Source organism: Pseudomonas putida (genome assembly GCF_028682635.1).
Taxonomy (GTDB): domain Bacteria; phylum Pseudomonadota; class Gammaproteobacteria; order Pseudomonadales; family Pseudomonadaceae; genus Aquipseudomonas; species Aquipseudomonas putida_AE.
Genome location: NZ_JANHLK010000011.1, coordinates 142,810 through 168,717, shown reverse-complemented (window position 1 = coordinate 168,717; position 25,908 = coordinate 142,810). Strand labels below are relative to the sequence as shown.

At 62.9% G+C, this 25,908-nt stretch carries 25 protein-coding genes; 4 read left to right on the top strand and 21 right to left on the bottom strand.

The window, feature by feature from the left end:
* Nucleotides 1–10: 10 nt before the first annotated feature.
* Nucleotides 11–451: a carboxymuconolactone decarboxylase family protein gene (locus tag NPS56_RS16070; RefSeq protein WP_274075494.1), complete on the top strand. Its 441-nt coding sequence runs from the start codon at nt 11–13 to the stop codon at nt 449–451.
* A gap of 27 nt (nt 452–478) precedes the next feature.
* Here the strand turns inward: NPS56_RS16070 and NPS56_RS16065 are convergent, their stop codons facing one another.
* The 4 genes from NPS56_RS16065 to NPS56_RS16050 form a co-directional block, all read right to left on the bottom strand.
* Complete coding sequence (locus NPS56_RS16065; RefSeq protein ID WP_274075493.1) at nt 479–2,071, bottom strand: DHA2 family efflux MFS transporter permease subunit; 1,593 nt, start codon at nt 2,069–2,071, stop codon at nt 479–481.
* Nucleotides 2,068–3,186, bottom strand: a complete 1,119-nt coding sequence (locus NPS56_RS16060; protein WP_274075492.1) for an HlyD family secretion protein — start codon at nt 3,184–3,186, stop codon at nt 2,068–2,070. Before NPS56_RS16060 ends, NPS56_RS16065 begins: the two co-directional genes overlap by 4 nt.
* A 300-nt stretch (nt 3,187–3,486) precedes the next feature.
* Nucleotides 3,487–4,668 carry an acetyl-CoA C-acyltransferase family protein gene (locus NPS56_RS16055; protein ID WP_274075491.1) on the bottom strand — a complete coding sequence of 394 codons (1,182 nt, stop codon included), beginning with the start codon at nt 4,666–4,668 and terminating at the stop codon, nt 3,487–3,489.
* Nucleotides 4,665–5,447, bottom strand: coding sequence for an enoyl-CoA hydratase-related protein (locus NPS56_RS16050; RefSeq protein WP_274075490.1), 783 nt, complete (start codon nt 5,445–5,447; stop codon nt 4,665–4,667). Before NPS56_RS16050 ends, NPS56_RS16055 begins: the two co-directional genes overlap by 4 nt.
* Nucleotides 5,448–5,665: 218 nt before the next feature.
* Between NPS56_RS16050 and NPS56_RS16045 the strand changes: the two genes are divergently transcribed.
* Genes NPS56_RS16045 through NPS56_RS16035 form a run of 3 tightly spaced genes read left to right on the top strand, consistent with a single transcriptional unit; the run spans nt 5,666 to nt 9,133 of the window.
* Nucleotides 5,666–6,772 carry a polyamine ABC transporter substrate-binding protein gene (locus NPS56_RS16045; RefSeq protein ID WP_274075489.1) on the top strand — a complete coding sequence of 369 codons (1,107 nt, stop codon included), beginning with the start codon at nt 5,666–5,668 and terminating at the stop codon, nt 6,770–6,772.
* A gap of 37 nt (nt 6,773–6,809) precedes the next feature.
* Nucleotides 6,810–8,228 carry an aminotransferase gene (locus NPS56_RS16040; RefSeq protein ID WP_274075488.1) on the top strand — a complete coding sequence of 473 codons (1,419 nt, stop codon included), beginning with the start codon at nt 6,810–6,812 and terminating at the stop codon, nt 8,226–8,228.
* Nucleotides 8,225–9,133 (top strand): LuxR C-terminal-related transcriptional regulator, encoded by a 909-nt coding sequence (locus NPS56_RS16035; protein ID WP_274075487.1) that lies wholly within the window; start codon nt 8,225–8,227, stop codon nt 9,131–9,133. Before NPS56_RS16040 ends, NPS56_RS16035 begins: the two co-directional genes overlap by 4 nt.
* Before the next feature lie 54 nt (nt 9,134–9,187).
* Here NPS56_RS16035 and NPS56_RS16030 read toward each other — a convergent pair whose 3' ends face one another.
* The 17 genes from NPS56_RS16030 to paaF form a co-directional block, all read right to left on the bottom strand.
* The gene (locus tag NPS56_RS16030; RefSeq protein WP_274075486.1) at nt 9,188–9,496 is read right to left on the bottom strand and encodes an addiction module antidote protein; all 309 of its coding nucleotides are present in this window, start codon (nt 9,494–9,496) and stop codon (nt 9,188–9,190) included.
* Nucleotides 9,497–9,498: 2 nt separating this feature from the next.
* Entirely contained in the window at nt 9,499–9,792 is a 294-nt protein-coding gene (locus NPS56_RS16025; protein WP_274075485.1) for a type II toxin-antitoxin system RelE/ParE family toxin, read from the bottom strand.
* A 178-nt stretch (nt 9,793–9,970) separates the two neighbouring features.
* Entirely contained in the window at nt 9,971–12,040 is a 2,070-nt protein-coding gene (gene paaZ / locus NPS56_RS16020) for a phenylacetic acid degradation bifunctional protein PaaZ (RefSeq protein WP_274075484.1), read from the bottom strand.
* Between the two features lie 58 nt (nt 12,041–12,098).
* Entirely contained in the window at nt 12,099–13,352 is a 1,254-nt protein-coding gene (locus NPS56_RS16015; RefSeq protein WP_274075483.1) for an OprD family porin, read from the bottom strand.
* 22 nt (nt 13,353–13,374) lie between these two features.
* Complete coding sequence (locus tag NPS56_RS16010) at nt 13,375–15,021, bottom strand: cation acetate symporter (protein WP_274075482.1); 1,647 nt, start codon at nt 15,019–15,021, stop codon at nt 13,375–13,377.
* Complete coding sequence (locus NPS56_RS16005) at nt 15,018–15,326, bottom strand: DUF485 domain-containing protein (RefSeq protein WP_007978006.1); 309 nt, start codon at nt 15,324–15,326, stop codon at nt 15,018–15,020. Before NPS56_RS16005 ends, NPS56_RS16010 begins: the two co-directional genes overlap by 4 nt.
* A 166-nt stretch (nt 15,327–15,492) precedes the next feature.
* A complete protein-coding gene (gene paaE / locus NPS56_RS16000) occupies nt 15,493–16,569 on the bottom strand; it encodes a 1,2-phenylacetyl-CoA epoxidase subunit PaaE (protein ID WP_274075481.1) in 1,077 nt (358 codons plus the stop codon).
* Between the two features lie 34 nt (nt 16,570–16,603).
* Entirely contained in the window at nt 16,604–17,137 is a 534-nt protein-coding gene (gene paaD, locus NPS56_RS15995; RefSeq protein WP_274075480.1) for a 1,2-phenylacetyl-CoA epoxidase subunit PaaD, read from the bottom strand.
* The gene (gene paaC / locus NPS56_RS15990; RefSeq protein ID WP_274075479.1) at nt 17,124–17,885 is read right to left on the bottom strand and encodes a 1,2-phenylacetyl-CoA epoxidase subunit PaaC; all 762 of its coding nucleotides are present in this window, start codon (nt 17,883–17,885) and stop codon (nt 17,124–17,126) included. Before paaC ends, paaD begins: the two co-directional genes overlap by 14 nt.
* A gap of 8 nt (nt 17,886–17,893) precedes the next feature.
* Nucleotides 17,894–18,175, bottom strand: coding sequence for a 1,2-phenylacetyl-CoA epoxidase subunit PaaB (gene paaB / locus NPS56_RS15985; protein WP_020795551.1), 282 nt, complete (start codon nt 18,173–18,175; stop codon nt 17,894–17,896).
* Between the two features lie 171 nt (nt 18,176–18,346).
* A complete protein-coding gene (gene paaA / locus NPS56_RS15980) occupies nt 18,347–19,336 on the bottom strand; it encodes a 1,2-phenylacetyl-CoA epoxidase subunit PaaA (protein ID WP_274075478.1) in 990 nt (329 codons plus the stop codon).
* Between the two features lie 311 nt (nt 19,337–19,647).
* Nucleotides 19,648–20,973, bottom strand: a complete 1,326-nt coding sequence (gene paaK / locus NPS56_RS15975) for a phenylacetate--CoA ligase PaaK (RefSeq protein WP_274075477.1) — start codon at nt 20,971–20,973, stop codon at nt 19,648–19,650.
* Between the two features lie 99 nt (nt 20,974–21,072).
* On the bottom strand, nt 21,073–22,284 hold the full coding sequence (gene pcaF / locus NPS56_RS15970; RefSeq protein ID WP_274075476.1) for a 3-oxoadipyl-CoA thiolase: 1,212 nt from the start codon (nt 22,282–22,284) through the stop codon (nt 21,073–21,075).
* Nucleotides 22,277–22,726 (bottom strand): hydroxyphenylacetyl-CoA thioesterase PaaI, encoded by a 450-nt coding sequence (gene paaI, locus NPS56_RS15965; protein ID WP_274075475.1) that lies wholly within the window; start codon nt 22,724–22,726, stop codon nt 22,277–22,279. Before paaI ends, pcaF begins: the two co-directional genes overlap by 8 nt.
* Complete coding sequence (gene paaH / locus NPS56_RS15960) at nt 22,719–24,236, bottom strand: 3-hydroxyacyl-CoA dehydrogenase PaaH (protein WP_274075474.1); 1,518 nt, start codon at nt 24,234–24,236, stop codon at nt 22,719–22,721. Before paaH ends, paaI begins: the two co-directional genes overlap by 8 nt.
* Nucleotides 24,237–24,239: 3 nt before the next feature.
* Nucleotides 24,240–25,031, bottom strand: a complete 792-nt coding sequence (paaG, locus tag NPS56_RS15955) for a 2-(1,2-epoxy-1,2-dihydrophenyl)acetyl-CoA isomerase PaaG (protein ID WP_274075473.1) — start codon at nt 25,029–25,031, stop codon at nt 24,240–24,242.
* Between the two features lie 37 nt (nt 25,032–25,068).
* A complete protein-coding gene (paaF, locus tag NPS56_RS15950) occupies nt 25,069–25,842 on the bottom strand; it encodes a 2,3-dehydroadipyl-CoA hydratase PaaF (RefSeq protein WP_274075472.1) in 774 nt (257 codons plus the stop codon).
* Nucleotides 25,843–25,908 lie beyond the last annotated feature (66 nt).

The window sequence follows — 25,908 nt, the reverse complement described above, 5'->3', positions numbered from 1 at the left end:
GGAACATGCCATGCAACAGCGTATCGATTTCTACACCGCTTCCCCAGACGCCCTCAAGGCCATGATCGCCCTGGAATCGGCGGTATCAAAACTGCCGCTGGAAAAAAGCCTGATCGAACTGGTCAAGCTGCGCTCTTCACAAATCAACGGCTGCGCCTTCTGCATCGACATGCACACCGCCGACGCGATCAAGGACGGCGAAACCCCACGCCGTCTGTTCGCCGTGACGGCCTGGCGCGAGGCGCCATTCTTCACCGACCGCGAACGCGCCGCGCTGCTCTGGACCGAAACCCTGACCCAGTTGAGCCTGACCCATGCGCCGGACGAAGACTACGAAGTGGTCAGCGCCCAGTTCACGCCCAAGGAAATGGTCGACCTGACCGTGGCGATCAACACCATCAACGGCTGGAACCGTCTGGCGGTGGGCTTTCGCAAGACGCCTCAGGCCTGATTTATCGTCCCGGCCCCGTGTCGAGCCTCAATGCGCATCGGCACTCGGCGCGGCTGGTGGCTGCACCTTGCGCATCAAGGGCACCATCGCCGTGGCGATGATGAAGCAGACCATGATCATCAGGAACGCATCACCGTAGGTTTGCGTTTGCGCTTCGCGGTAGGTCAGCAACCAGAGCTGATGCAGGCTCGCGGTGACACCCAGGTCGCCGCTCTGGCCGAGGGCGGCGAAGTTGTTGCCGACCTGGGACAGCCACTGGTTGAGCGCTTCGTTGGTGCTGTTGAGGTTCTCCGCCAACCGGGTGAAATGCAGGTTGGTGCGGTCATTGAGGATGGTCGCGCACGCGGCAATGCCGATGGCGCCGCCAAGGTTGCGCATCAGGTTGAACAACCCCGAAGCATGCTTGAGTCGCGCCGGTGCCAGGCCGCCGAGGGTCAAGGTCACGGCGGGCGGGACCGCCAGTTGCTGGGCAATTCCGCGCAGGGCTTGCGGCAGCATCAGTTCCCTGGCCCCCCAGTCATGGGTGATCGGGCTGAAATCCCACATCGACAAGGCGAACAGGCCAAGGCCGGACATCATGATCCAGCGCAGGTCGACGCGGTTGGCCAGAAAGGCATACAGCGGAATCGCCATGATCTGGAACACGCCGGTGGAGAAAACCGCCAGACCAATGTCCAGCGCGCCATAACCACGGACCCTGCCGAGGAACAGCGGTGTCAGGTAAATGGTCGCGAACAGGCCGATGCCGGTGACGAACGAGAAGAAACAGCCGAGGGCGAAGTTGCGGTCTTTGAGGGCACGCAGGTCGACGATCGGGTTGGCCACGTGCAGGGTGCGGCCGATGAAGGCCAGGCCGGCCAGGCCGCTGATCCACGCGGTGGTCAGGATGGTGCGGTCGCTGAACCAGTTCCAGCGCGGGCCTTCTTCGAGGGTGTATTCCAGGCAGCCGAGGAACAGCGCCAGGAACACCATGCTCAAGTAGTCGGCGCCCTTGAGCAGCGACAGTTCCGGTTGATCAATCTTTACCAGCATCGGCACAGCCACGGCGACGAAAATCCCCGGTACCAGATTGATGTAGAACAGCCAGTGCCAGGACGATATATCGGTGATCCAGCCACCGATCACCGGCCCCAGGGTGGGGGCCAGGGACGCGACCGCGCCGATGGTCGCGGCGGCGATCACCCGTTGTTTGCCAGTGAAGAAAACGAACGCCGTGGTGAACACCAGCGGGATCATCGAGCCGCCGAGAAAGCCTTGCAGGGCGCGGAAGGCGATCATGCTCTGGATGTTCCAGGCCGCGCCGCAGAGCAGGCTGGTCAGGGTGAAACCCACTGCCGACGCGCAAAATAACCAGCGTGTCGAGAACACTCGCGAAAGCCAACCCGACAGCGGAATCACGATGATTTCGGCGATCAGGTAACTGGTTTGCACCCAGGCGGTTTCGTCGGTGCCGGCGGAGAGCCCGCCGCCGATGTCGCGCAGCGATGCCGAGACGATCTGGATATCCAGCAGCGCAATGAACATGCCGATGCACATGCTGGCGAAGGCGAAGACCTTGGTCGCCGTCGCCATGCTCGCTGCATTGAACGGTTGGGCCGGAGCGGCGAGGGCGCGGCTCATGGCGCGCTGGCCACGGCTGGGGTTTCAGGCTCCTTGCGCGTGTCCACTTCGGCGGTGACCGACAGGCCGGGACGCAGGTGGCCAAGCACGCTGTCGGCCGGGTCGAGGTGGATGCGTACCGGTACCCGCTGGACGATCTTGGTGAAGTTACCGGTGGCGTTTTCCGGCGGCAATACGCTGAACTGCGAACCACTGGCCGGCGCCAGGCTGTCCAGGTGACCATGGAATTCCTGGCCGGAGAGCACGTCGGCACGGATGGTCACCCGTTGCCCGGGGACCATGTGCGCCAGTTGGTCCTCCTTGAAGTTGGCATCGACCCACAAGCCGCTGGACGGCACCACCGACAGCAGTTGCGAGCCGGCTTGGGCATAAGCGCCTGTGCGGGCGCGGCGGTTGCCGATCACGCCATCCACGGGAGCTTTCAATTCGGTGTAGCCGACGTTCAACTGCGCCAGGTCGCGTTCGGCTTTGGCTTGGATCAAGGCGGCGCGGGCTTGCTGTTTCTGGGTGGCGATCACATTCAATTGCCGTTGCGCGGCCAGCAGTTCGGCCTGGGCGCGGTTGCTTTGGGCCTGGGCCGTCTTGAACGTGGCGTTGGCCCGTTGCGCGCTTTCCACTGAGACGGCGCTGGTGCTGACGAGCTTTTTATAGCGCGCATCGTCGTCGCGTGAGCGGGCGGTTTCGGCACCGGCAGCATCGATGCCGGCGCGGGCCTGGCCGATCACGGCCTGTTGCAGTTGTTCGGTGGCGTCGAGATTGGCGAGCAGGGCTTCTTCCGCCGCGACCGCGCCTTCGGCCTTGGCCAGGTTGGCGCGGTAGTCCCGCGAATCGAGACGGACCAGCACATCGCCGGCCTTGACCTTCTGGTTGTCGGTCACCAGCACTTCTTCGATGTAACCCGCCACTTTTGGCCCGATCACCGTCACGTCGCCACCGATGTAGGCGTCGTCGGTTTCCTCGATGAACCGGCCATTGGTCCACCAGTGCGCGGCATACACGCCGGCCAGCACCAGCGCGGCGATGCCCAATGTCGGCAGGAGCAGGCGTTTGAGCAGCGGCTTGCGAGTGTTCACCGGGACGGCAAGGTCGGGCTCTACGGCGGGCATGCTGGTCATGAAGAGGTACCTGTGGGTTTAATTACGCACGTAATATGACGTATGTCATATTTAGTCGCAAATGATTTTTGCTGCCGGCTGTCAGGTGTTCGTTTGGAGGAGGGGGCGGGTCGTGGATGGCGGTCGAAGCGGCGGCGCGGTGATGTTGACGGTTGAGACGGTCCTGTAGGAGCTGCCGCAGGCTGCGATCTTTTGACCTTGATTTTTCAGATCAAAAGATCGCAGCCTCGTTTCACTCGACAGCTCCTACAGCTCCTACAGCTCCTACAGCTCCTACAGGTCCTACAGGGAGCAGGGGGGTCAGGCGCGTTCGAAGATTGCCGCGATACCCTGGCCGCCACCGATGCACATGGTCACCAGCGCGTAACGGCCGCCGGTGCGGTGCAGTTCGTGGATGGCCTTGGTGGCGATGATGGCGCCGGTCGCGCCCACCGGGTGACCCAGGGCGATGCCCGAGCCGTTCGGGTTGACCTTGGCCGGATCCAGATCCAGTTCCTGGCTGACCGCACAGGCTTGCGCCGCGAACGCGATGTTGGCTTCGACCACGTCCATGTCGGCGACGGTCAGGCCGGCGCGCTTGAGTGCCAGGCGGGTGGCCGGAATTGGGCCCAGGCCCATCAGTGTCGGTTCGACGCCGGCGTGGGCGTAGCTGACCAGGCGGGCGAGTGGGCGCAGGTTGTTGACCTGTACCGCCGCGCCGGTGGCCATGACCAGTGCCGCAGCACCGTCGTTCAGGCCGGAGGCGTTGCCGGCGGTGACCGAGCCGTCCTTCTTGAAGGCTGGCTTCATCGCCGCCAACTGTTCCAGGGACGTGGCGCGTGGATGCTCGTCGACGCTGAACAGCTTGGTGCCCTTGCGATCCGGGATCTCGACGGTCGCGATCTGATCAACGAAGTAGCCGTTGGCAATTGCATGGGCGGCGCGTTTCTGGTCTTCGAAGGCCAGGGCATCCTGCATTTCGCGGGTGATGCCGTTGCGTTCGGCGACGTTCTCCGCGGTGATGCCCATGTGGATGTTGTGGAACGGGTCATGCAGGATGCCCAGCATGTAGTCGACGGCCTGGACGTTGCCCATGCGCGCGCCCCAACGGGCGGATGGCAGCAGGTACGGCCCGCGGCTCATGGATTCGGCACCGGCGCCGACGGCGATGTCGGCATCGCCCAGCATCAGGGTCTGCGCGGCGCTGATGATCGCCTGCAGGCCGGAGCCGCAGAGGCGGTTGACGTTGTAGGCCGGGGTTTCTTTCGGGATGCCGGCGTTCATCGCGGCGACCCGGGAGATGTAGGCGTCGCGGGTTTCGGTCGGGATCACGTGGCCCATCACCAGGTGGCCGACGAGCGCCGGGTCCACGGCGGCGCGTTCCAGGGCGGCTTTCACTGCAGTGGTCGCGAGCTCGGCCGGTGGTACGTCCTTGAGGGAACCGCCGAAGGTGCCAATGGCGGTACGGGCGGCGCTGACGACGTAAATTTCCGGAGTGTTCATGGCTGTGTTCCTTTCGGTGGATTCTTATCTGTACTGCGATTGAGCAGGGCGTTCAAGGCCGTTTTCGCCTCGACGGTATTGAGGCGCTGGATGAACAGCAGGTTTTCTTCGCGCAAGGTGGCTTGCAGTTCGGCCATGCCGGCCTGCGTCATCAGTTGCCGGGACTGATGCAAAGCTTGCGGAGGCATGGCCAGAAAGCGCTGGGCGATCTTTTCCGCCGCGGCCAGGCATTGCTCGCCGTCATCGAAGGCTTCGTTGGCCAGGCCCCAGGCCACCGCCTCGTTGCCGTCGAGGCTATCGCCCAACAGCAGCAAGCGCGCGGCGCGAGCCTGGCCCAGGCGGCGTGGCAGCAGCAGGCTGGCGCCGAACTCGGGGCACAGGCCCAGATTGACGAACGGCGTGCGCAGCTTGGCGTTGCGGGTCACCAGTACCTGGTCGCAATGCAGCAGCAGGGTGGTGCCGATGCCGATGGCCGCCCCGCACACCGCCGCAATCAACGGCTTCTGCAGGTGGGTCACGGCGCGCATCAGGCGGAAGGCCGGGCTGTCCAGGTGCGTTGGCGGATCTTGCAGGAAGTCCACCAGGTCATTGCCACTGGTAAAGCAGCTCGGGCCACCGGTCACGATGACCACGCGGATTTCGTTGTTCTCGTCCGCCGCAAACAGCAGGTCGGCCAGGCGCGTGTACATGCCATTGGTCAGGGCATTGAGCTTGTCCGGGCGATCGATGGTCAGTGTCAGCACGCCATCGTGATGGTCTTGCTTGATCAGGTCGGTCATTGCTGGCTCTTGCAGAGTCGGTTCGACGGCCACTTTAAGCGTCAGCTTAGCCCCACAGCTATGACAAAACGGGTCAACCGACCTGATGCTTTTTGCCATATCGCGCCGTCAAAGCCGCCCACACACCCATTCGGGGTATGGTGCGGTCCGGCGAATCCACCAATAGTAGGGTCATCCGCTCATCCAGAGCCGAACTCGCTTGATAAGGTGCATTTGCTATGGGCAAGACACTGCTTAAGGTGATTTCCAGTCTGTTTGTTGTACCCCTGACCCTGAGTGCCCACGCTGGCGAGGTGAACGACAGCAATACGCTGCGGCTGTACAACTGGGCGGACTACATCGGCGAGAAAACCCTGGCCGATTTCGAAAAGGCCACCGGCATCAAGGTGATCTACGACACCTTCGATGCCTATGAAACGGTGCAGGCCAAGTTGCTCACCGGCCACTCCGGGTATGACTTGGTCGTGCTCAATGCCTCCCTTGCGCCGCCGCTGATCCAGGCCAAGGTGTTCCAGCCACTGGACAAGAAACTGCTGCCGGGCTGGAGCAACCTGGACCCGAAAGTCCTGCAAGACCTGCAAGGGTTCGACCCGGGCCCGACCTATTCGGCGCCTTACACCTGGGGCAGCAACGGCATCACCTACAACGTCGACAAGATCAAGGAGCGCATGCCGGATGCGCCGATCGGCTCGCTGGCGATGATTTTCGATCCGAAGATCGTCTCGCGCTTCGCCGACTGCGGCGTGACCCTGGTCGATGCGCCCACCGAAGTGATCCCCCTGGCCCTCAAGTACCTCGGCCGCGATCCACGCAGCGCCAAGCCCGAGGACCTGAAGGCGGCGCAGGAACTGCTGCTGTCGGTGCGGCCGTACATCCGCAAGTTCGATTCGGTCAATTACCTGACCAGCCTGCCCAACGGTGATGTGTGCATGGCCATGACCTGGTCAGGCGACTACGCGACGGCCATGGCTCGCGCCGAAGAAGCCAAGCTGAACATCAACCTGTCCTATTTCATTCCCAAGGAAGGCTCGTTGATCTGGTTCGACAACATGTACATCCCGGCCGACGCGCCCCATGTCGCCAATGCCCACAAGTTTCTTGAATACCTGATGCAGCCGCAGGTGATGGCGGACGTCACCGACTACATCCATTACGCCAACAGCAATGCGGCAGCCACGCCATTGTTGAACGCCGATGTGCGCAACAACCCGGCGATTTACCCCGATGAAGCCACCCGCGAGCGTCTGTTCCCGCAGAAGACCCAGGACGCCAAGGACATGCGAGCCATGACCCGGGTCTGGAGCACCGTGAAAAGCGGCATCTGATTCGTTCGATCGTTAGTCAATCCGGTTAGAGGTTTTTATGGCGACGCCAACACGCAGCGTTTTTTCCCCCGCGGACGAGTCCCGGCTGGTCAAGGCCGACAAGGCCCACCATATGCACGGCTATCACGTGTTCGACGAGCACGCCGAGCAAGGTTCCCTGAACATCGTTGCCGGTGACGGCGCCTATATCTACGACACCCAGGGCAACCGCTTTCTCGATGCCGTGGGTGGCATGTGGTGCACCAACATCGGCCTGGGCCGTGAGGAAATGGCCGAGGCCATCGCCGACCAGGTGCGGCAACTGGCCTATTCCAACCCGTTTTCCGACATGTCCAATAACGTCGCCATCGAGCTGTGCGAAAAACTCGCCAGCCTGGCCCCTGGCGACCTCGACCATGTGTTCCTCACCACCGGCGGCTCAACTGCGGTGGACACCGCGTACCGGCTGATCCAGTACTACCAGAACTGCCGTGGCAAACCGGAAAAGAAGCACGTCATCGCCCGTTTCAACGCGTACCACGGCTCCACCACCCTGACCATGTCGATCGGAAACAAGGCCGCCGACCGGGTGCCGGAGTTCGATTACGCCAACCCGCTGATTCACCACGTGTCCAACCCCAACCCCTACCGCGCGCCGGAGGGCATGGACGAGGGGCAGTTCCTCGAGTTCCTGGTCAAGGAGTTCGAAGACAAGATCCACTCGATCGGCGCCGACAAGGTCGCCGGCTTCTTCGCCGAGCCAGTGATGGGCTCAGGCGGGGTGATCATTCCGCCAAAGGGTTACCTCAAGCGCATGTGGGAAGTCTGCCAGCGCTACGACATCCTCTTTGTCGCCGACGAGGTGGTGACGTCGTTCGGGCGCCTGGGCAAGTTTTTCGCCTCTCTCGATGTCTTCGACGTGCAGCCTGACATCATCACCACCGCCAAGGGCCTGACCTCGGCCTACCTGCCGCTGGGGGCGTGCATCTTTTCCGACCGCATCTGGAAGGTCATCGCCGAGCCGGGCAAGAGCCGTTGCTTTACCCACGGCTTCACCTACAGCGGCCATCCGGTCTGCTGCACGGCGGCGCTGAAGAACATCGAGATCATCGAGCGGGAAAACCTGCTGGCCCACGTCGACGATGTCGGCGGCTACCTGGAACAGCGCCTGGCCACCTTGCGCGATCTGCCCCTGGTGGGTGATGTGCGCTGCCTGAAACTGATGGCGTGCGTGGAGTTCGTCGCCGACAAGCGCACCAAGGCGTTGTTCGCCGACGAGATCAACATCGGCGAGAAAATCCATGTGCGCGCCCAGGCCCGGGGATTGTTGGTGCGGCCGATCATGCACCTGAACGTGATGTCGCCGCCGCTGATCCTCACCTATGCCCAGGTCGATGAAATCGTCGAGATCCTGCGAGTTTGCATTCTCGAAGTGGCGGCCGAGCTTGAGGCCAGCGGACAGTACGCCGGCCAATGATTTCGTCAGTCCGGCTGTTACCAAGGGGGTGTTCAGCCGCTAGACTGCGGGGCATGAGCAGACCAAACGACGATACGCTGATCGCGGTGCCCTTCGGGGCATTGCATAAATGGCATGGGGGCATGCGCGAGGCCTTCGCCCATGTCGATGAGCCTGACGCGCTGCAATACCTGGTGACGGCGTTGGGCCAACTGGTGTCCATCGAGTCGGTGATGATCAGCCTGGAGCGCAAGGACCGCGCACCGCAGTTGCTGCATCAGCGCGGCATTGCCCAGGAGTACCAGGTGTCGATCCTCGAGCGCTATTTTGCCGGGGGGTATCTGCTGGACCCGTTCTGCCTGGCGGTGGAGCAGGGCCTGGCGCAAGGTTTCTATCACCTTGCGGACATTGCGCCGGACAACTTCTTCGACAGTGACTACTACAAGACCTACTACCTGAAGGCGAACTGTTCGGAAGACAGCTACTACATCGTCGATACGGGCAATGACACGAAAATCTCCGTGAGCCTGTTTCAAGGTTTCGGCGGCGACTGCCTGGGCGTCGAGCAATTGAACCTGCTGCGCGCCGTCGAACCGCTGGTGCGAGAATTCATCAGCGAATTCAGCCGGCGTGGCCTGCAACGTAGCAGCAAGATCCAGGGCGATAACGATCAAGGCCTGCGCGATGATCTCAAGCATCGGGTGCAATCGGCGTTCGAGCAATTCGGTTGCGACCTGCTCACCGAACGCGAGCGGGAAGTGGCGCACATGGTGCTCAGGGGCCACTCGGTGAAATCCACGGCCAGCCAGATGAACATCTCACCGGAAACCGTGCGCATGCACCGCAAGAATCTGTATCTGAAGCTGGAGGTGGGGTCGCAGTCGGAGTTGTTTGCGTTGTTTATCGAGTGGTTGCGCGGGCATTGAAAGTCAAAAGCTCGTCGGAACGCGGCCCGAACCACCTCAAACCCTGTGATTCATTCAAGGGTTCGAGTGATTGATGACATGACCCGGCTGCGCATACAAATCGATACCCAGTGCGTGAATCACTTTCAAAACCGTATGGAAGCGGGGTTTTGCGCCTGGAGCGAAGGCCTTGTACAGACTTTCGCGACCCATTCCGGAATCTTTGGCTACCTGTGTCATGCCACGCGCCTTTACCACGTACCCGATGGCACGAAGAAACTCCTCATTGTCACCATCCGCTAGCACCTGGGACAGGTATTCGCTGATGGCCTCATCGCTGTCGAGCAAAGTCGCCATGTCGAAAATCGTCAAAGTCTGGCTCATGGTTAAACCTCCTTTGCCATTTTTTTTGCACGTTTGATATCAGCGTTTTGTGATGATTTGTCGCCCCCGGCGAGCAGGATAATGATGACAGTCTTGCGCATCGTGAAGTAAACCCGGTATCCGGCACCCACATCCACGCGCATTTCGCAAACGCCATCACCCACTGACTTGATATCGCCCAAATTACCCGCGAACGCGCGTTCAATGCGACGAGCAATGGCAATCCTTGCCCGCAAATCACGGATTGAGGTGTGCCATGCGGAAAAAATCGCTGTTTGCTGGACAAGATAATTCATTGCGCGACTGTATCCAAGTGGATACGGGTGCGCAGTCAGACATTTCCTGGATTACCGTTGGTTTTTCCGAGGAATGAGTAGGAATGTGTGGCACGGCGAGGAACCTTTGTGGAAGCTAGCCCCCTCCCACATTTGATCCGTGGTTGACCACAAGATCTGCGGTCAACCAGATAACTGATCAATCCTCGCGTTTGACCACCAAGGTCAGAATGTCATAGCTGGCCACCAGCTCACCCAACTGGTTGGTCACTTCCACATCCCACGCCACCACCCCTTGCGCAATGCCGTGCGGGCTCTTCTTGCCCTGGTCGATCTTGCGTTTGCAGGTCAGGCGCGCCTGGATGGTGTCGCCGATGCCCACCGGGTTGATGAAGCGCAGGGTGTCCAGGCCGTAGTTGGCCAGGACCGGGCCGACGCCAGGGGATACGAACAGCCCGGCCGCTGCCGACAGCACGAAGTAACCGTGGGCGATGCGCTTGCCGAACTGCGATTCCTTGGCGGCGATGTCGTCGAAGTGCATGTAGAAGTGGTCGCCCGACAGGCAGCCGAAGTTCACCAGGTCCGCTTCGGTGACGGTGCGACGGTGAGTCAGCAGCGACTCGCCGATCTGCAGGTCCTGGAAGTAGCGACGGAACGGGTGCACCTCGGTTTCGATGACCTTGGCGCCGCGCACGTATTCGCCGGTGACCGCTGCCAGCATGGTCGGCGAGCCTTGTACCGCCGCGCGTTGCAGGTAGTGCTTCACTGCGCGCAGGCCGCCGAGTTCTTCACCGCCGCCGGCGCGACCCGGGCCGCCGTGCTTGAGTTGCGGCAGCGGCGAGCCGTGGCCGGTGGATTCGCCGGCGCAGTGGCGATCCAGTACCAGCAGACGCCCATGCAACGCAGCCGCCACCGGAATGGCCTTGGCGGCGATCTGCGGGTCCTTGGTCACCAGGCTGGCGACCAGGCTGCCCTTGCCGCGCGCGGCCAGGGCCAGTACTTCGTCCAGATCGTCGTAGGCCATCAGGGTGCTGACCGGGCCGAACGCTTCGATATCGTGGGCACCGCCTTCGGCATGCGGGTCGCGGGCTTGCAGCAGGGTCGGGGCGAAGAACGCGCCCTTGTCGACATTCTCGCCACGCGGTTCGAAACCGTCGCGGGCGCCGAACAGCATATCGCTGCTCTGCAACAGGGCTTCCAGGCGTTCGGCCACGTCTTTCTGCTGGTCGTGGGAGGCCAGCGCACCCATGCGCACGCCTTCCACCGACGGGTCGCCGACCACGACTTTGGCCAGGCGATCACGCAGGCGGGTAGCAACGGCGTCGATGTGCTTGGCCGGGACGATGGCGCGGCGGATGGCGGTGCATTTCTGCCCGGCCTTGGTGGTCATTTCCCGGGCGACTTCCTTGATGAACAGCTCGAACTCTTCGTCGTCCGGGGTGACGTCCGGGGCGAGGATCGCGCAGTTCAGCGAGTCAGCTTCGGCGGTGAATGGCACCGAATTGCGGATCAGGTTCGGGTTGACCCGCAGCTTGGCCGCGGTGTCGGCGGAGCCGGTGAAGGTCACCACGTCCTGGCCTTGCAGGCGGTCGAGCAGGTCGCCGGTGCCGCCGATGATCAGTTGCAGGCTGCCCGCCGGGAGCAGGCCGGATTCGTCCATCAGGCGCACCACGGCTTCGGTCAGGTAGCTGGTGGCGCTGGCCGGTTTGACGATGCATGGCATGCCGGCGAGGAAGCTCGGGGCGAATTTTTCCAGCATGCCCCAGATCGGGAAGTTGAAGGCATTGATGTGCACCGCCACGCCGCCGCGCGGCACCAGGATGTGGGTGCCGGCGAAGGTGCCCATTTTGCTCAGCTGCAGCGCCGGGCCTTCGTGCACCACGTTACCCGACGGCAGTTCCCGCGCGCCGAGGCTGGCGTAGGTGAACAGGGTGCTGTTGCCGCCCTCGATGTCGATCCAGCTGTCGGCACGGGTCGCGCCGCTGTGGTGGGAAATCGCGTAGAGCTGTTCCTTGCGTTCGCTCAGGTACAGGGCCAGGGCCTTGAGGCGCTGGGCGCGTTGCTGGAAGTCCAGCGCCATCAGGCCGCTGACGCCTTGGCGGCGACCGTGTTCGATGGCTTCTGCGAAGTCCGGGCGCTCCTCATGGGTACGGAAGATTTCATGGCCGTCGAGGGCGCTGCGCAAGACTTGTGCGCCGTGTTGGCCGATCCAGCGACCGGCGATGAAGCTCTGCAGGGTCGGGGCATGCAGTGTAGGTGAGGAGGACATCACGATTGCTCCTGATTGTGAAAAGTCTGGGTGCGGTCGCGACCGCACCCTTGCGGAATTACCAAAGCGCCAGGGTGTAACCGACGATCAATCGGTTCTCATCGAGGGCGGTCGTCAGGCCATTGCCGGAGCGGAAGGTCACGTTGCGCCAGCGCAGGCTGACGTTCTTCAACACACCGCTCTGGATGACGTAGCTGATATCGGTGTCGCGTTCCCATTCGCGCCCGTTGTCGACGGTGCCTGCCTTGACGTGGCGACCATCGGTGTAGCGGGTCATGAAGGTCAGGCCGGGAATGCCTTGGGCGGCGAAGTCATAGTCGTAGCGCAGCTGCCAGGAATCTTCCTCGGCGCGGGTAAAGGTGTTGAAGGTCACCAGGTTGACCACATACGGATCGCCGCCGTTGAGGAACGGAAAGGCGCTGTCGCCGGACAACTGCTGGTAGGCGGCACTGACCTTGTGGGCACCCTGGGATACGGTGAACATGCCGTTGAAGTTGCGGTTGTCGATGCGTCCGGCCTTTTCCGCGCCGTCGCCGCGGCTGTCGAAATAACGCAGGTCGCTGCGCAGGTTGAAACCGTTGCCCAGGGGTTGGGTATGGACCAGCCCGACGAATTGCTGCCGATAGATCTGCTCGAGCTTGCCGTAGTAGTAGCTCAGGTTCAGTTGCGGACTGAACGCATAGCTGCCGCCGCCGAAGTCGAAGTGATCACTACTGGCGGCGGCGTAGCCGATGTCATCGTTGCTGGAGGAGTCGCGCAGGTTGGCCTTGGTCAGGCGTCCGGCATTGAGCGTCAGGCCGTCGATTTCCTGGCTGGTCAGCAAACCACCTTCAAAGGTCGAACCCAGCAGGCGGGTGTCGTTGTAAGTTGCCACGGGCAACAAGGGTTGCAGGGTGCCGAGCTTCAACAGGCTTTTCGATACGCGCAGTTTGCCGGTCAGGCCCAGTTCGCTGTAGTCGTCGTCGGGCTCATGGCTCTGCGGGCCAAAGGGCAGCAGGCCAGTGCCACGGCGATCCGGGCTGGAGTCGAGTTTGATCCCCAGCTCGCCCAGGGCGTCGAGACCGAAACCGAAGGTGCCGTCGGTGAACCCGGATTCGACACGCGCCGTGAAGCCCTGGGCCCATTCTTCGGCCTTGGCTTGCGGCGCGTTGTCCTGGCGGAAATCGCGATTGAGGTAGAGGTTGCGCATTTCAATACGGGCCTTGCTGTCGCCGATGAAGTCGGCCATGGCGCTGGGCGCGAACAGGGGCAGACTCAATGCGGCGGCCAGCGAAAACAGTGATTCACAAGGTGCGTTACGTGCGGGCTTCATTATTTTTATTCCCTGCCAATATTCAGTGTTTGCTGGCGCCAGAGGCACCGATACCGGTCATCGAGCGGATGAACTGCGCCAGATAACGGCCGCGCTCAAGGGCTGCACGGGGCGAGGTGTCGGTGACGGAAAACAGCCATGCACTGAAGAACGCGAGGCTCATGGAAAACAGCGCCGGGTTGGAGTACGGGAACAGCGCCTTGTCGTGATGCATCACGTTGACCCACACCGCCGGGCTCAGCACCAGCAGGACAATCGCCGAGACCAGTCCGGACAGGCTGCCGACGACGGCGCCGCGGGTGGTCAGGCCTTTCCAGTACATCGAGAGGAACAGCACCGGGAAATTCACCGACGCGGCGATGGCCAGCACCAGGCCCGAGAGGAAGGCGATGTTCTGCGACTCGAACAGCAGGCCGAGGATGATCGCCAGCACACCGATGCACAGGGTGGCGATACGCGATACGCGCATTTCCTGCTGTTCCGTGGCCTGGCCCTTGCGCATCACGCAGGCATACAGGTCATGGGACACCGCCGAGGCGCCGGACAGTGCCAGTCCGGCAACCACCGCCAGGATGGTGGCGAAGGCGACCGCCGAGATGAAGCCGAGGAACAGGTTGCCGCCCACGGCCTGGGCCAGGTGCACGGCGATCATGTTGCCGCCGCCGATGATTGCGCCGCTGGCGTCACGGAATGCCGGATCGGTGCCGACCATGACGATGGCGCCGAAGCCGACGATGATCAGCAACAAGTAGAAGTAGCCGATGAAACCGGTGGCGTAGAACACGCTTTTACGCGCTTCCTTGGCATCGCTGACGGTAAAGAAACGCATCAGGATGTGCGGCAGGCCGGCGGTGCCGAACATCATGCCCAGCCCCAGGGAAATCGCATCGATCGGGTTGGACAGCAAGCCGCCGGGGGCCATGATCGCGTTGCCCTTGGCATGCACGGCGGTGGCGCCGGCAAACATCGCTTCAGTGCTGAAACCGAAATGCTTGAGCACCATGAACGCCATGAAGCTGGTGCCGAACAACAGCATCACGGCCTTGATGATCTGCACCCAGGTGGTGGCGAGCATGCCGCCGAAGGTCACGTAAAAAACCATCAATACACCGACCAGCATCACGGCGTAGAGGTAGTCGATGCCGAACAGCAACTCGATCAGCTTGCCGGCGCCGACCATCTGCGCCACCAGGTACATCAGGGCCACGGTCAGGGTGCCGAACGCCGAAGTCAGGCGCACCGGCGTCTGTTCCAGGCGGTAGGAAACCACGTCGGCAAAGGTGTACTTGCCGAGGTTGCGCAGGCGTTCGGCGATCAGGAACAGGATGATCGGCCAGCCGGCCAATACGCCCAGGGCGTAGAGCAAGCCGTCGTAGCCATTGAGGAACATCATCGCGGAAATGCCGAGGAACGAGGCTGCCGAGATCATGTCACCGGCAATCGCCAGACCGTTCTGGAAACCGGTCATGCCGCCGCCGGCCGTGTAGAAGTCGCTGGCGGAACGGGTGCGCAGGGCAGCCCAGCGTGTCACGCCAAGGGTGAACAGGACGAACACCATGAACATGCCGATGGCGTTCCAGTTCAATGGTCGGGAAGCGCCGTCGGCGGCCACCGCCAAATCAGTGACCACCGCCAGCGGCAGCAGGATCAACGCAAGAAGACGGCTCATCGGGCGCACTCCTGCTTGAGTTTTTCATTGAGCGGATCGATCACGTTGTTGGCGCGATAGACATAGAACCCGGTCAGCGCAAAGGCCAGCCCGACGATGACGACACCCACCAGCATGCCCACGGTGGTCACGCCACCGCTCAGGGATTGGCCGAGGGTAGAAGGGGAGAAAGCCACCAGCAGCACGAAGCCGTAGTAGATCACCAGCATGGCCAGGCTCAGTGACCAGTACAGCTTCTGTTTACGGCGCACCAGCTGGATGAAATCCGGGTGCTGGCGGATGAGTTCTATTTCCTGGGGTGTCATGACGCGCGCTCCTTTGTTGTTTTTGTTTTGGGTGAAACAGTGTGTTCGGGTCGATCACCGGCCCCCCTGTAGGAGCTGGCTTGCCAGCGAAGGCGGCCTGAAAACATACAGTGATCTCAAGGGCCTCTTCGCTGGCAAGCCAGCTCCTACAGGGTTTTGCGTTGTTTCAGAGCTGGTCGAAATCCAGCACCACCTTGTCGCTGATCGGGAAGGCCTGGCACGACAGCACATAGCCGGCGGCCACTTCGTAGTCTTCCAGGGCGTGGTTGCTGTCCATTTCCACTTCGCCCTCGATGACCTTGCACTTGCAGGTCGAGCACACGCCGGCCTTGCACGAGTAGGGCAGTTCGGCGCCCTGGGCGTTGCCGGCGTCGAGGATGCTCTGGCTGTTGCGCGGCAGGTCGAAGGCCAGGGCGCGGCCGTCGCTGATCACGGTGATCTGGCTGACTGCTGCATCCACCTGGCGCGCCGCTTCGCGGGCCTCGCGTTTCTGCTGGCTGCCAGCAGCGGCGAAGAGTTCGAAGTGGATTCGCTCGGGCGCCATACCCTTGGCCTTGAGGCTGTCGCGCACGGTTTCGGTCATTTCCTGCGGGCCGCAGATGAAAGCGGCGTCGAGGGCCTTGACGTCGAGCCAGCGGCTGAACAGTTGCTCGCATTTCTCGGCGTTGATCCGGCCGTTGTACAGGTCGACATCCTGCTGCTCGCGGCTGAACACGAAGATCAGGTTCAAGCGCTGCAAGTAACGGTTCTTCAAGTTTTCAAGCTGTTCGCGGAACAGTGCGCCGGAGCTGGAGCGGTTGCCGTACAGCAGGGTGACGCGGCTGTTGGGCTCGGTTTGCAGGGTGGTCTTGATGATCGACAGGATCGGCGTGATGCCGCTGCCGGCCGCGACCGCCAGGTAGTTGCCGTGGCGAGCGGGGTCGAGTTCCACGCTGAAATGCCCGGCGGGCGGCATCACTTCCAGGCTGTGCCCGGCCTTGAGCTGTTCGTTGGCAAACGCGGAAAAGCGTCCACCGGCCACACGCTTGATGGCGACACGCAGTTCACCGTCGTTGACACCGGTGCAGATCGAATAGGAGCGGCGCACTTCTTCGCCGTCCAGTTGGGTACGCATCACCAGGTGCTGGCCCTGGGTGTAATGAAAGCTGTCTTGCAGATCCTGCGGAATCTCGAAGGCGATGGACACCGCATCACGGGTCTCGGTGCGCACATCCTTGATGGTCAGGCTGTGAAATTTGCTCATTGTTGTTCTCCAGCTGGGTCGGCCGATTCGCCGCTCAGATGCACTTGAAATAGTCGAACGGTTCCCGGCAATCGACGCAGCGGTACAGCGCCTTGCACGCGGTGGAACCGAACTCGCTGAGCACCTCGGTGTGGGCGCTGCCGCATTGCGGGCAAAGAACCAGCGGGCTCTCGCCGAGCAGGCTGCGTTTGCTGGTGCTGCCTTCGGGCGGCGCGATGCCGTAGGCGCGCAGGCGTTCGCGGCCGCTGGCGCTGATCCAGTCGGTGGTCCAGGCCGGGGTCAATTTGCGCTCGAGTTGCGGCGCCTTGAATCCGGCGAGTTCCAGGGCCTGGCGGATATCGCCCTCGATCACTTCGGTGGCCGGGCAGCCGGAGTAAGTCGGGGTGACCACCACGTGCAGGTGGCCGGCCTGCCAGTCCAGGTCGCGGACGATGCCGAGGTCGACCACGCTGACCACCGGTACTTCCGGGTCCATGACTTCGGACAGAATCGCCCACGCGGCAGCCAGATCGGTCGGTTGAGCCGGCCGGGCGCCGAGGTCGCTGGCGATCAGCTCACCAGGTTGCATCGGGGTACGCTCGTGGCAGGAACTGCATTTCGGCCAGCAGGATGCCCAGGTGTTCGGTGTGCAGGCCCTTGCGTGCGTTCAGATAGAAATAGCTTGGCGCGGCCGGCACGGGCAGGGTGGCGCTGGTGAAGATCTGGTTGACCTTGGCTTGCCACTGGGTGGCGATGCTGGCGATGTCCGGAGTGATGCCGGCTTCGCACAGGCGCAGCTCGCTGTCATCGGCCGCGATCAGTTCCACGGTGAAGCGCCAGACTTCGGGGATGGCCGCGAGCATGCGCTGGTGGCTTTCCTCGGTGCCGTCACCCATGCGCTCGATCCATTCGCCGGAGCGGCGCAGGTGATAGGTCACTTCCTTCACGGCCTTGGCAGCGATCCCGGCAATGCGTTCGTCGCTGGACTGGCTCAGGCCCTGCAACACCGGCAAATGCCAGGCGTCATAGAGGAACTGCTTGAGCATGGTCACCGCGAAGTCGCCGTTGGGTTGTTCCACCAGCAGCAGGTTGCGATAGGCGCGCTCGTCGCGGCGGAACGCCAGGTGATCGGCGTCACGGCCGTCGTCCAGCAGTTCGGCGGCGTAGTCCAGCCAGTTGCGCGCCTGGCCCACCAGGTCGAGGCCGACGTTCATCAGCGCCAACTCTTCTTCCAGCGCTGGCGCCTTGCCGCACCACTGGCACAGGCGCTGGCCCTGGATCAGGGCGCTGTCGCCGAGGCGCAGCAGGTATTCGATCAGATCAGTCTTGTTGTTCATGGCCGACCTCACATGTGCCCGACTTCGGCCGGCAGCTCGTAGAAGCTGGCGTGGCGGTAGACCTTGTCGTCCGACGGATCGAACAGCGGGTCTTTTTCATCCGGCGACGAAGCGGTGATCAGCTTTGAGGGCACCACCCACAGGCTTACGCCTTCGCTGCGGCGGGTGTAGAGCTCGCGGGCGTTCTCGATGGCCATGGTGGTGTCGGCGGCATGCACGCTGCCGACGTGTTTGTGGTTGAGGCCGTGCTTGCTGCGCACGAAGACTTCGAAGAGGGTCCACTCGGACATTTCAATTACTCCACATCTGTTCGGTTTTTTGCTGACGGGGCTGAAGATCAAAAGATCGCAGCCTTCGGCAGCTCCTACATGGGATCACCGGCTCCTGTAGGAGCTGGCGCAGCCTGCGATCGTTTGGCGGCATGGGAGTCGCCGAAGATCAAGATCATCAAACGGGCCGAATCAGGCGGCGTTCTTGTTTTGTTTTTTGCGGGCGTGGGCGACGGCGGCTTCACGAACCCAGGCGCCGTCTTCGATCGCCTTGCGGCGGGTGGCGACGCGTTCGGTGTTGCACGGGCCGTTGCCCTTGAGCACTTCGTAGAACTCGCTCCACTGGATTTCGCCGAAGTCGTAGTGGCCGCGTTCGGCGTTCCACGCAAGGTCCGGATCGGGGCAAGTGCAGCCCAGCAGTTCCAGCTGCGGGATGGTCTGGTCGATGAAGCGCTGGCGCAGTTCGTCGTTGCTCTGGCGCTTGATTTTCCAGGCCATGGACTGCGCGCTGTTCGGCGAGTGTTCGTCGCTCGGGCCGAACATCATCAGCGACGGCCACCACAGGCGGTTGATCGCGTCCTGGACCATGTCTTTTTGCGCCTGGGTACCGTGACGCATCATGGTCAGGAGAATTTCGTAGCCCTGGCGCTGGTGGAAGCTCTCTTCCTTGCAGATGCGCACCATGGCCCGGGAATAGGGGCCGTAGGAGGTGCGTTGCAGCACCACCTGGTTGACGATCGCCGCGCCATCCACCAGCCAGCCCACCGCGCCCATATCGGCCCAGTTCAGCGTCGGGTAATTGAAGATGCTCGAGTACTTGGCCTTGCCGCTGTGCAGCTTGGCGATTTCTTCATCACGGTCGGCACCCAGGGTTTCCATGGCGCTGTACAGGTACAGGCCGTGACCGGCTTCGTCCTGGATCTTGGCCATCAATTGCAGCTTGCGTTTGAGGCTTGGCGCGCGGGTGACCCAGTTGCCTTCCGGGAGCATGCCGACGATTTCCGAGTGGGCGTGCTGGGAAATCTGCCGGATCAGGGTCTGGCGGTAGGCATCTGGCATCCAGTTCTTCGCTTCGATCTTGATTTCCGAATCGATTTTTTCCTGGAAGGCGCGTTCCTGTTCGGACATCTCCGAGAGGTCTTTTATGCGCTTTACGCCTGTTTCTACGAGCTGTGCGTACATGGGGGGTCTCCCGCCGTGAATCTGTTGAAGGCATGGAGAACTTTATAAGCGATACAGAATTTAATATCAAACAGAAAATGACGTGTCGTATTTATTTTTGTATCGCTTTCAGGTTGAGCGGTCCTTCATGAAACACCGTTCCCCTGTAGGAGCTGGCTTGCCAGTGAAAGCGGTGGGTCAGTTGGCAAATTTATCGACTGGACGGATGCCTTCGCTGGCAAGCCAGCTCCTACAGAGAGGGGTGTCTGTTTTTCATGAAAAAAACCCAAAAAAAAAGCCCCGCAAAAGCGGGGCCATAAGGGGTGCAGCAGTCATGCTTTAGGGCGTTTGTCCAATACGTGGCAAGCCTTGCCCTCGGAACGCTTGATCGAGTGGAACGGCTGCAACACGATCCGCGAACTGATCCCGATATACGTCTTGATGTGCTTGCTCAACTCCCCGCAAATAGCCTTCTGCTGTTCATCGCTCAGGTGCTGATGCTCGGCCTTCAACTCGACGTGCACGTCCACGCTGTCCAGGTTGCCATTGCGATACAGATGGATCTCATAGCACTCGGCAAGTTGTTTGACTTTCAGCACCTGCTCTTCAATTTGCGTGGGGAACACGTTGACTCCGCGGATGATCAGCATGTCGTCGCTGCGCCCGGTGATCTTGTCGATGCGCCGCATCGGCCGTGCGGTGCCCGGCAGCAGGCGTGTCAGGTCGCGGGTGCGGTAGCGGATCATCGGCAGGGCTTCTTTGCTCAGGGAGGTGAACACCAGTTCGCCCATCTGCCCGTCCGGCAGCACTTCGCCGGTGACCGGGTCGATGATTTCCGGGTAGAAGTGGTCTTCCCAGATCGTCGGGCCATCCTTGGTTTCGGCGCATTCCATCGCCACGCCCGGGCCCATGATTTCCGAGAGGCCGTAGATGTCCAGGGCGGTGATGCCCATGCGCGCCTCGATGGCGCTGCGCAGTTCGGCGGTCCATGGCTCTGCGCCGAAGATGCCCAGGCGCAGGGCCAGCTTGTGCGGGTCGATGCCCTGGCGCTCGATCTCGTCGGCGATGTTGAGCATGTAGGACGGCGTGACCATGATGATGTCCGGCTGGAAATCCTTGATCAACTGCACTTGTTTTTCGGTCTGGCCGCCGGACATCGGGATCACCGTGCAACCCAGGCGTTCGGCGCCGTAGTGGGCGCCGAGGCCGCCGGTGAACAGGCCGTAGCCGTAGGAGATGTGCACCTTGTCGCCACGCCGGCCACCGGCGGCGCGGATCGAGCGCGCCACCACGTTGGCCCAGGTGTCGATGTCATTCTGGGTGTAGCTGACCACCGTCGGTTTGCCGGTGGTGCCGCTGGACGCGTGCAGGCGCACGATGTCGTGCATCGGCACGGCAAACATGCCGTAGGGGTAGTTGTCGCGCAGGTCGGACTTGGTGGTGAAGGGGAATTTCGCCAGGTCGTCGAGGGACTTGATGTCGTCCGGGTGCACGCCCAGCGCATCGAAGCGCTGACGGTACAGCGGCACATTGTTGTAGGCGTGGTTCAGGCTCCAGCGCAGGCGCTCCAGCTGATGCTGGCGCAGCTCGTCGATGCTGGCGGTTTCCAGCGGGTCCAGCACGGGATCAAGCACGGCTTGGGCAATTGGCATGTTCATGTGTTCACTCGAATTGTTTTTGTGTTCCAGCCACTGCATGCAGGGGCTTTGAGTGCATGCCCCAAGGATACCTCTCGGCTCCCCGGGAATCGCGATTCTTTAGTGGGATAGACGCTCGATGATCAGCGCGATCCCCTGGCCGACGCCGATGCACATGGTGCACAGGGCGTAGCGGCCATTGCGTTCCTCAAGTTCATGCAGGGCGGTGGTGACCAGGCGTGCGCCGCTCATGCCCAACGGGTGGCCCAGGGCGATGGCGCCGCCGTTGGGGTTGACCCGTGGGTCGGTGTCGCTCAAGCCCAGTTCGCGCAGTACGGCCAGGCCTTGGGCGGCAAAGGCTTCGTTGAGCTCGATGACGTCCATGTCCGCCAGGCTCAGGTTGGCCACTTCCAGCACCTTGCGCGTGGCCGGTACCGGACCGATGCCCATGATGCGTGGTTCGACGCCGGCGGTGGCCATGGCGACAACGCGACCGCGGGCGGTCAGGCCGTGGCGTTTGGCGGCTTCCGGGCTTGCCAGCAACAGCGCGCAGGCGCCGTCGTTGACCCCGGAGGCGTTGCCGGCGGTGATGCTGCCGCCTTCGCGGAACGGCGTGCCCAGTTTGGCCAGCTGTTCCAGGGTGGTGTCGCCACGCGGATGCTCGTCGTGCTCGACTACTTTGGCCGGGCCTTTGCGCTGGGGAATTTCCACCGCGACGATTTCCCTGGCCAGGCGGCCGTTGGCCTGGGCCGCGGCGGCGCGTTGCTGGCTGCGCAGGGCGAAGGCGTCCTGGTCGGCCCGGGAGATGTTGAACTGTTCGGCGACGTTCTCTGCCGTTTCCGGCATTGAGTCGATGCCGTAGGCCTTTTTCATCAGCGGATTGACGAAACGCCAGCCGATGGTGGTGTCGAAAATTTCCGCAGAGCGGGAAAACGCCTGCTCGGCCTTGCCCATCACCAATGGCGCGCGGGACATCGATTCGACGCCACCGACCAGCATCAACCCGGTTTCGCCGCTGCGAATCGCCCGGGCGGCAGTGCCGATGGCATCCAGCCCGGAGCCGCACAGGCGATTGAGGGTGGTGCCCGGCACGCTGACCGGCAACCCGGCCAGCAATGCCGACATGCGCGCGACGTTGCGGTTGTCTTCGCCGGCCTGGTTGGCGCAGCCGTAGATCACATCGTCCACGCTGCTCCAGTCGACCTGCGGGTGGCGGCGCAGCAGTTCGCGCAGGGGTGCCGCGCCGAGGTCGTCGGCGCGCACGCTGCTCAGGACTCCGGCGTAGCGACCGATCGGGGTGCGGACCGCGTCGATGATCAGGGCGTCATTCATGGGGGGTCTCCTGCGCCAGCACCGAGCCGCGCACTTTGTAGGATTTGCCGTGGAACAGGGCGATTAGCTGGCCCTGCTGGTTTTCGATGCGTACGTCGTAGTTGCCGGTGCGCCCGGAGCGGCTTTGCTCGATGCAATCGGCCGTCAGCGTGTCACCCAGGCGCGCCGGGGCGATGTAGTCGATGCTGCAGCCGATGGCCACCGTGGCTTCGTTGTAGCTGTTGCAGGCAAAGGCGAATGCCGAGTCGGCCAAGGCAAACAGATAGCCGCCGTGGCAGGTGCCGTGGCCCTGCACCATGTCTGCACGCACGGTCATGCCCACACGGGCGCAACCGGGGGCCGCGGACAGTAGACGGATGCCCATCCCCTGGCTCGCGGCGTCACGCTGGAGCAGCGTTTGTGCACAGTTGACGGCCAGGTTCATCGCTTCGTGGTTAGTCATGGAACGTTCTCCCTTCGGCGACCCGACGGCGCAGCAGTAGCGACGGCCGGTAGCGTTCTTCGCCATAGGTGGCTTGCAGGTTGTCCAGCACGGTCAGGATTTGCTCGAGCCCGATGGCGTCGGCCCAGGCCAACGGCCCCTGTGGATAATTGACTCCGGCGCGCATCGCCAGGTCGATGTCGGCCGCCGAGGCCACGCCTTGCAGCAGGGCATCGGCCGCTTCGTTGGCCAGCATCGCCACGGTGCGCAGGACGGCCAGTGCCGGGCTGTCGCTGAGCAGGCTGACCTTGAGGCCGGCGCGTTGCAGCAGGGCGATTCCTTGTTCCAGGGCCAGCGGATCAATGCCCGCCGCATGGCTGATGGCGATGCGTTGGGCCTTGCTGTAATCGAGGGTCAGATCCAGCAGGATCAGGTTGCGCAGTCCGTCTTCCCTGGCGCGCTGACAGGCCATGCGCCCGTCGCTCAAGGCCAGCACCGCGTCACCGACCCGCAGCAAGCCGCGACCATCGCGCTGGATGACGTCGACGCCTTGCTCGCGCAGACGTGCAAGCAAACCTTGGGCGATGCCCAGGTCGCCTTCGGCAATGCACGCTTCGACGGCCGCAGCACTGCTGATCTCGGCGGCGGGCGGGCGCTCGGCCCCTTGGACGTAGCTGTAGAATCCCTGGCCGCTTTTACGACCCAGGCGCCCGCCGTCCACCAGCTCTTTCTGGATCAGCGAAGGCAGGAAGCGTGTGTCCTGGTAATAGGCATCGAACACCGAGCAGGTCACGGCATAGTTGACGTCATGGCCGATCAGGTCGGTCAGCTCGAACGCGCCCATGGCAAAGCCGCCGGCCTCGCGCATCAGCGCATCCAGGGTCGCGCAGTCGGCGGCACCTTCCTGGAGCATGCGCAGGCTTTCTGCGTAGAACGGCCGGGCCACGCGGTTGACGATGAAACCCGGGGTGGAGCGGGTGTGCACTGGTTTTTTGCCCCAGGCCTTGGCGGTGTCGTACAGGCACTCGGCCAACGCCGGATCGCTGGCCAGGCCGCAGACCACTTCCACCAGCGGCATGACCGGCGCCGGGTTGAAGAAGTGCAGACCGAGCAGGCGTTGCGGGTGAACGAGTTGCGCGGCGATGCGGGTGATCGACAGCGACGAGGTGTTGCTGGCCAGGATGCAGCGCTCGCCGCAAATCTCTTCCAGCTGGCGGAACAGCGCGCGCTTGACCTCGAGGTTCTCGACGATGGCTTCGATGATCAGCGCGCAATCGGCCAGGGCTTCGATCGCTTCCACGGCGTGCAGGCGTGCAATCGTCGCGCTGCGCGCATCGGCGGACAGCTTGCCGTTCTCGACCCGTTTGCCCAGTTGCCGGTCGATGCCGGCAATGGCCTGGGCGGCAGCGCCGGGGCGATTGTCCAGCAGCAGCACCGGATGCCCGGTCTGCGCCGCGACCTGGGCAATGCCGGCGCCCATGGCACCGGCGCCGATCACCGCGATACGTGCAGAATTGTTCAGTGCGGTCATGACTCAGCGCCCCTTGAAGCTTGGGCTGCGTTTTTCCATGAAGGCGCCGACACCTTCGCGATAGTCCTCGCTGCGCCCGGCCAGGCGTTGCAGGTCACGTTCCAGTTCCAGCTGTTCGTCAAAGGTGTTGCTCAGGCTGGCGTTCAGGCTGCGCTTGATCAGCGCCAGGCCGTAGGTCGGCTGGGTGGCCAGGTGTTGCGCCAGTTTCAGGGCTTCATCGCGCAGTTCGGCGTCTTCCACGCAGCGATAGATCAAGCCCCATTGCTCGGCCTGTTCGGCCGTCAAGCGATTGCCGAGCAGGGTCAGTGCCTTGGCGCGGGCCATGCCGACCAGGCGCGGCAGGGTCCAGGTGCCGCCGGAGTCGGGGATCAGGCCGATCTTGCAGAACGCCTGGATGAAGCTGGCCGAACGCGCTGCCAGCACCAGGTCGCAGGCCAGCGGAATGTTCGCGCCGGCACCGGCGGCCACGCCGTTGACCGCGCAGATGACCGGCATCGGCAGGTCGCGCAGCTGGCGGATCAGCGGGTTGTAGAACTTCTCGATGGACTCGCCCAGGTCCGGCACGGCGCTGCCTGGTGCGACATTGCGGTCGCTCAGGTCCTGGCCGGCGCAGAAGCCACGACCTTCGCCGGTCAGCAGCAACACGCGCACGTCGGGGTTCTGCCGCACTTGCTTGAGCGCTTCCTTCACTTCGCCATGCATCTGGGTGTTGAAGCTGTTGAGCTGCTCCGGGCGATTGAGGCTGAGCAGGGCGACGCCGGCCTCGATGGAAAACAGGATGTGTTCGAAGTTCATGGTCTTGGCGCTCTCTTGGCGATCTCGAATTCGGTGATTACTGACCGGTGAAGGTCGGCGTGCGTTTTTCCTGGAAGGCGGCGATGCCTTCGTCGCGGTCGCGGGTGCCGGCCAGCACGGTGAAGGCATGGCGCTCGAAACGCAGGCCGCTGGCCAGGTCCGTGTCCATCGCCTTGAGCAGCGCTTCCTTGGCCAGGCGCACTGCCAGCGGGGCTTTGCCGGCGATGTGGCGGGCGATCTGCAGGGCGCGGTCGACGGTGAATTCCGGCTGGGTAACTTCGCTGACCAGGCCGGCGCGCTGGGCCTGGCGGGCGTCGATCGGCTCACCGGTCAGGACCATTTGCATGGCCATGGACTTGCCGACGGCGCGCAGCAGGCGTTGGGTGCCGCCTGCGCCGGGCATGATCCCGAGATTGATTTCCGGCTGGCCGAAGCGGGCGTCAACACCTGCAATGATGATGTCGGCGTGCATTGCCAGTTCGCAGCCACCGCCAAGGGCGAAGCCGTTGACCGCGGCGATCAGCGGTTTGTTGAAGCGGGTGATGGCCTGCCAGGAGGCCTGGCGCGGGTCGTCGAGGATGCCGACCAGGTCGCGCTCGGCCATTTCCTTGATGTCGGCACCGGCGGCGAAGGCCTTGCGACTACCGGTCAGGACCACGGCACGGGTCTCGGGATCGGCTTGGGCCACGCTCAATTCGTCCGCCAGTTCGCCCAGCAGCTGCGTGTTCAGGGCGTTCAGCGCTTGCGGGCGCTGCAGGGTAATCAGGCGTACGCCAGGCTCGATGAATTCGACGGCAAGGGTTTGAGGCATGGCGGAGGCCCTCACGGTGAACGCTCGGCGGTGATGCCGGCTTGTTATTGGATCGGCCGCAGGGGC

What these genes read in the sequence shown, in the direction of transcription:
- NPS56_RS16070 (WP_274075494.1), top strand. Translation starts at nt 11, where the DNA reads ATGCAACAGCGTATCGATTTCTACACCGCTTCCCCAGACGCCCTCAAG.
- NPS56_RS16065 (WP_274075493.1), bottom strand. Translation starts at nt 2,071, where the DNA reads ATGAGCCGCGCCCTCGCCGCTCCGGCCCAACCGTTCAATGCAGCGAGC.
- NPS56_RS16060 (WP_274075492.1), bottom strand. Translation starts at nt 3,186, where the DNA reads ATGACCAGCATGCCCGCCGTAGAGCCCGACCTTGCCGTCCCGGTGAAC.
- NPS56_RS16055 (WP_274075491.1), bottom strand. Translation starts at nt 4,668, where the DNA reads ATGAACACTCCGGAAATTTACGTCGTCAGCGCCGCCCGTACCGCCATT.
- NPS56_RS16050 (WP_274075490.1), bottom strand. Translation starts at nt 5,447, where the DNA reads ATGACCGACCTGATCAAGCAAGACCATCACGATGGCGTGCTGACACTG.
- NPS56_RS16045 (WP_274075489.1), top strand. Translation starts at nt 5,666, where the DNA reads ATGGGCAAGACACTGCTTAAGGTGATTTCCAGTCTGTTTGTTGTACCC.
- NPS56_RS16040 (WP_274075488.1), top strand. Translation starts at nt 6,810, where the DNA reads ATGGCGACGCCAACACGCAGCGTTTTTTCCCCCGCGGACGAGTCCCGG.
- NPS56_RS16035 (WP_274075487.1), top strand. Translation starts at nt 8,225, where the DNA reads ATGATTTCGTCAGTCCGGCTGTTACCAAGGGGGTGTTCAGCCGCTAGA.
- NPS56_RS16030 (WP_274075486.1), bottom strand. Translation starts at nt 9,496, where the DNA reads ATGAGCCAGACTTTGACGATTTTCGACATGGCGACTTTGCTCGACAGC.
- NPS56_RS16025 (WP_274075485.1), bottom strand. Translation starts at nt 9,792, where the DNA reads ATGAATTATCTTGTCCAGCAAACAGCGATTTTTTCCGCATGGCACACC.
- paaZ (WP_274075484.1), bottom strand. Translation starts at nt 12,040, where the DNA reads ATGTCCTCCTCACCTACACTGCATGCCCCGACCCTGCAGAGCTTCATC.
- NPS56_RS16015 (WP_274075483.1), bottom strand. Translation starts at nt 13,352, where the DNA reads ATGAAGCCCGCACGTAACGCACCTTGTGAATCACTGTTTTCGCTGGCC.
- NPS56_RS16010 (WP_274075482.1), bottom strand. Translation starts at nt 15,021, where the DNA reads ATGAGCCGTCTTCTTGCGTTGATCCTGCTGCCGCTGGCGGTGGTCACT.
- NPS56_RS16005 (WP_007978006.1), bottom strand. Translation starts at nt 15,326, where the DNA reads ATGACACCCCAGGAAATAGAACTCATCCGCCAGCACCCGGATTTCATC.
- paaE (WP_274075481.1), bottom strand. Translation starts at nt 16,569, where the DNA reads ATGAGCAAATTTCACAGCCTGACCATCAAGGATGTGCGCACCGAGACC.
- paaD (WP_274075480.1), bottom strand. Translation starts at nt 17,137, where the DNA reads ATGCAACCTGGTGAGCTGATCGCCAGCGACCTCGGCGCCCGGCCGGCT.
- paaC (WP_274075479.1), bottom strand. Translation starts at nt 17,885, where the DNA reads ATGAACAACAAGACTGATCTGATCGAATACCTGCTGCGCCTCGGCGAC.
- paaB (WP_020795551.1), bottom strand. Translation starts at nt 18,175, where the DNA reads ATGTCCGAGTGGACCCTCTTCGAAGTCTTCGTGCGCAGCAAGCACGGC.
- paaA (WP_274075478.1), bottom strand. Translation starts at nt 19,336, where the DNA reads ATGTACGCACAGCTCGTAGAAACAGGCGTAAAGCGCATAAAAGACCTC.
- paaK (WP_274075477.1), bottom strand. Translation starts at nt 20,973, where the DNA reads ATGAACATGCCAATTGCCCAAGCCGTGCTTGATCCCGTGCTGGACCCG.
- pcaF (WP_274075476.1), bottom strand. Translation starts at nt 22,284, where the DNA reads ATGAATGACGCCCTGATCATCGACGCGGTCCGCACCCCGATCGGTCGC.
- paaI (WP_274075475.1), bottom strand. Translation starts at nt 22,726, where the DNA reads ATGACTAACCACGAAGCGATGAACCTGGCCGTCAACTGTGCACAAACG.
- paaH (WP_274075474.1), bottom strand. Translation starts at nt 24,236, where the DNA reads ATGACCGCACTGAACAATTCTGCACGTATCGCGGTGATCGGCGCCGGT.
- paaG (WP_274075473.1), bottom strand. Translation starts at nt 25,031, where the DNA reads ATGAACTTCGAACACATCCTGTTTTCCATCGAGGCCGGCGTCGCCCTG.
- paaF (WP_274075472.1), bottom strand. Translation starts at nt 25,842, where the DNA reads ATGCCTCAAACCCTTGCCGTCGAATTCATCGAGCCTGGCGTACGCCTG.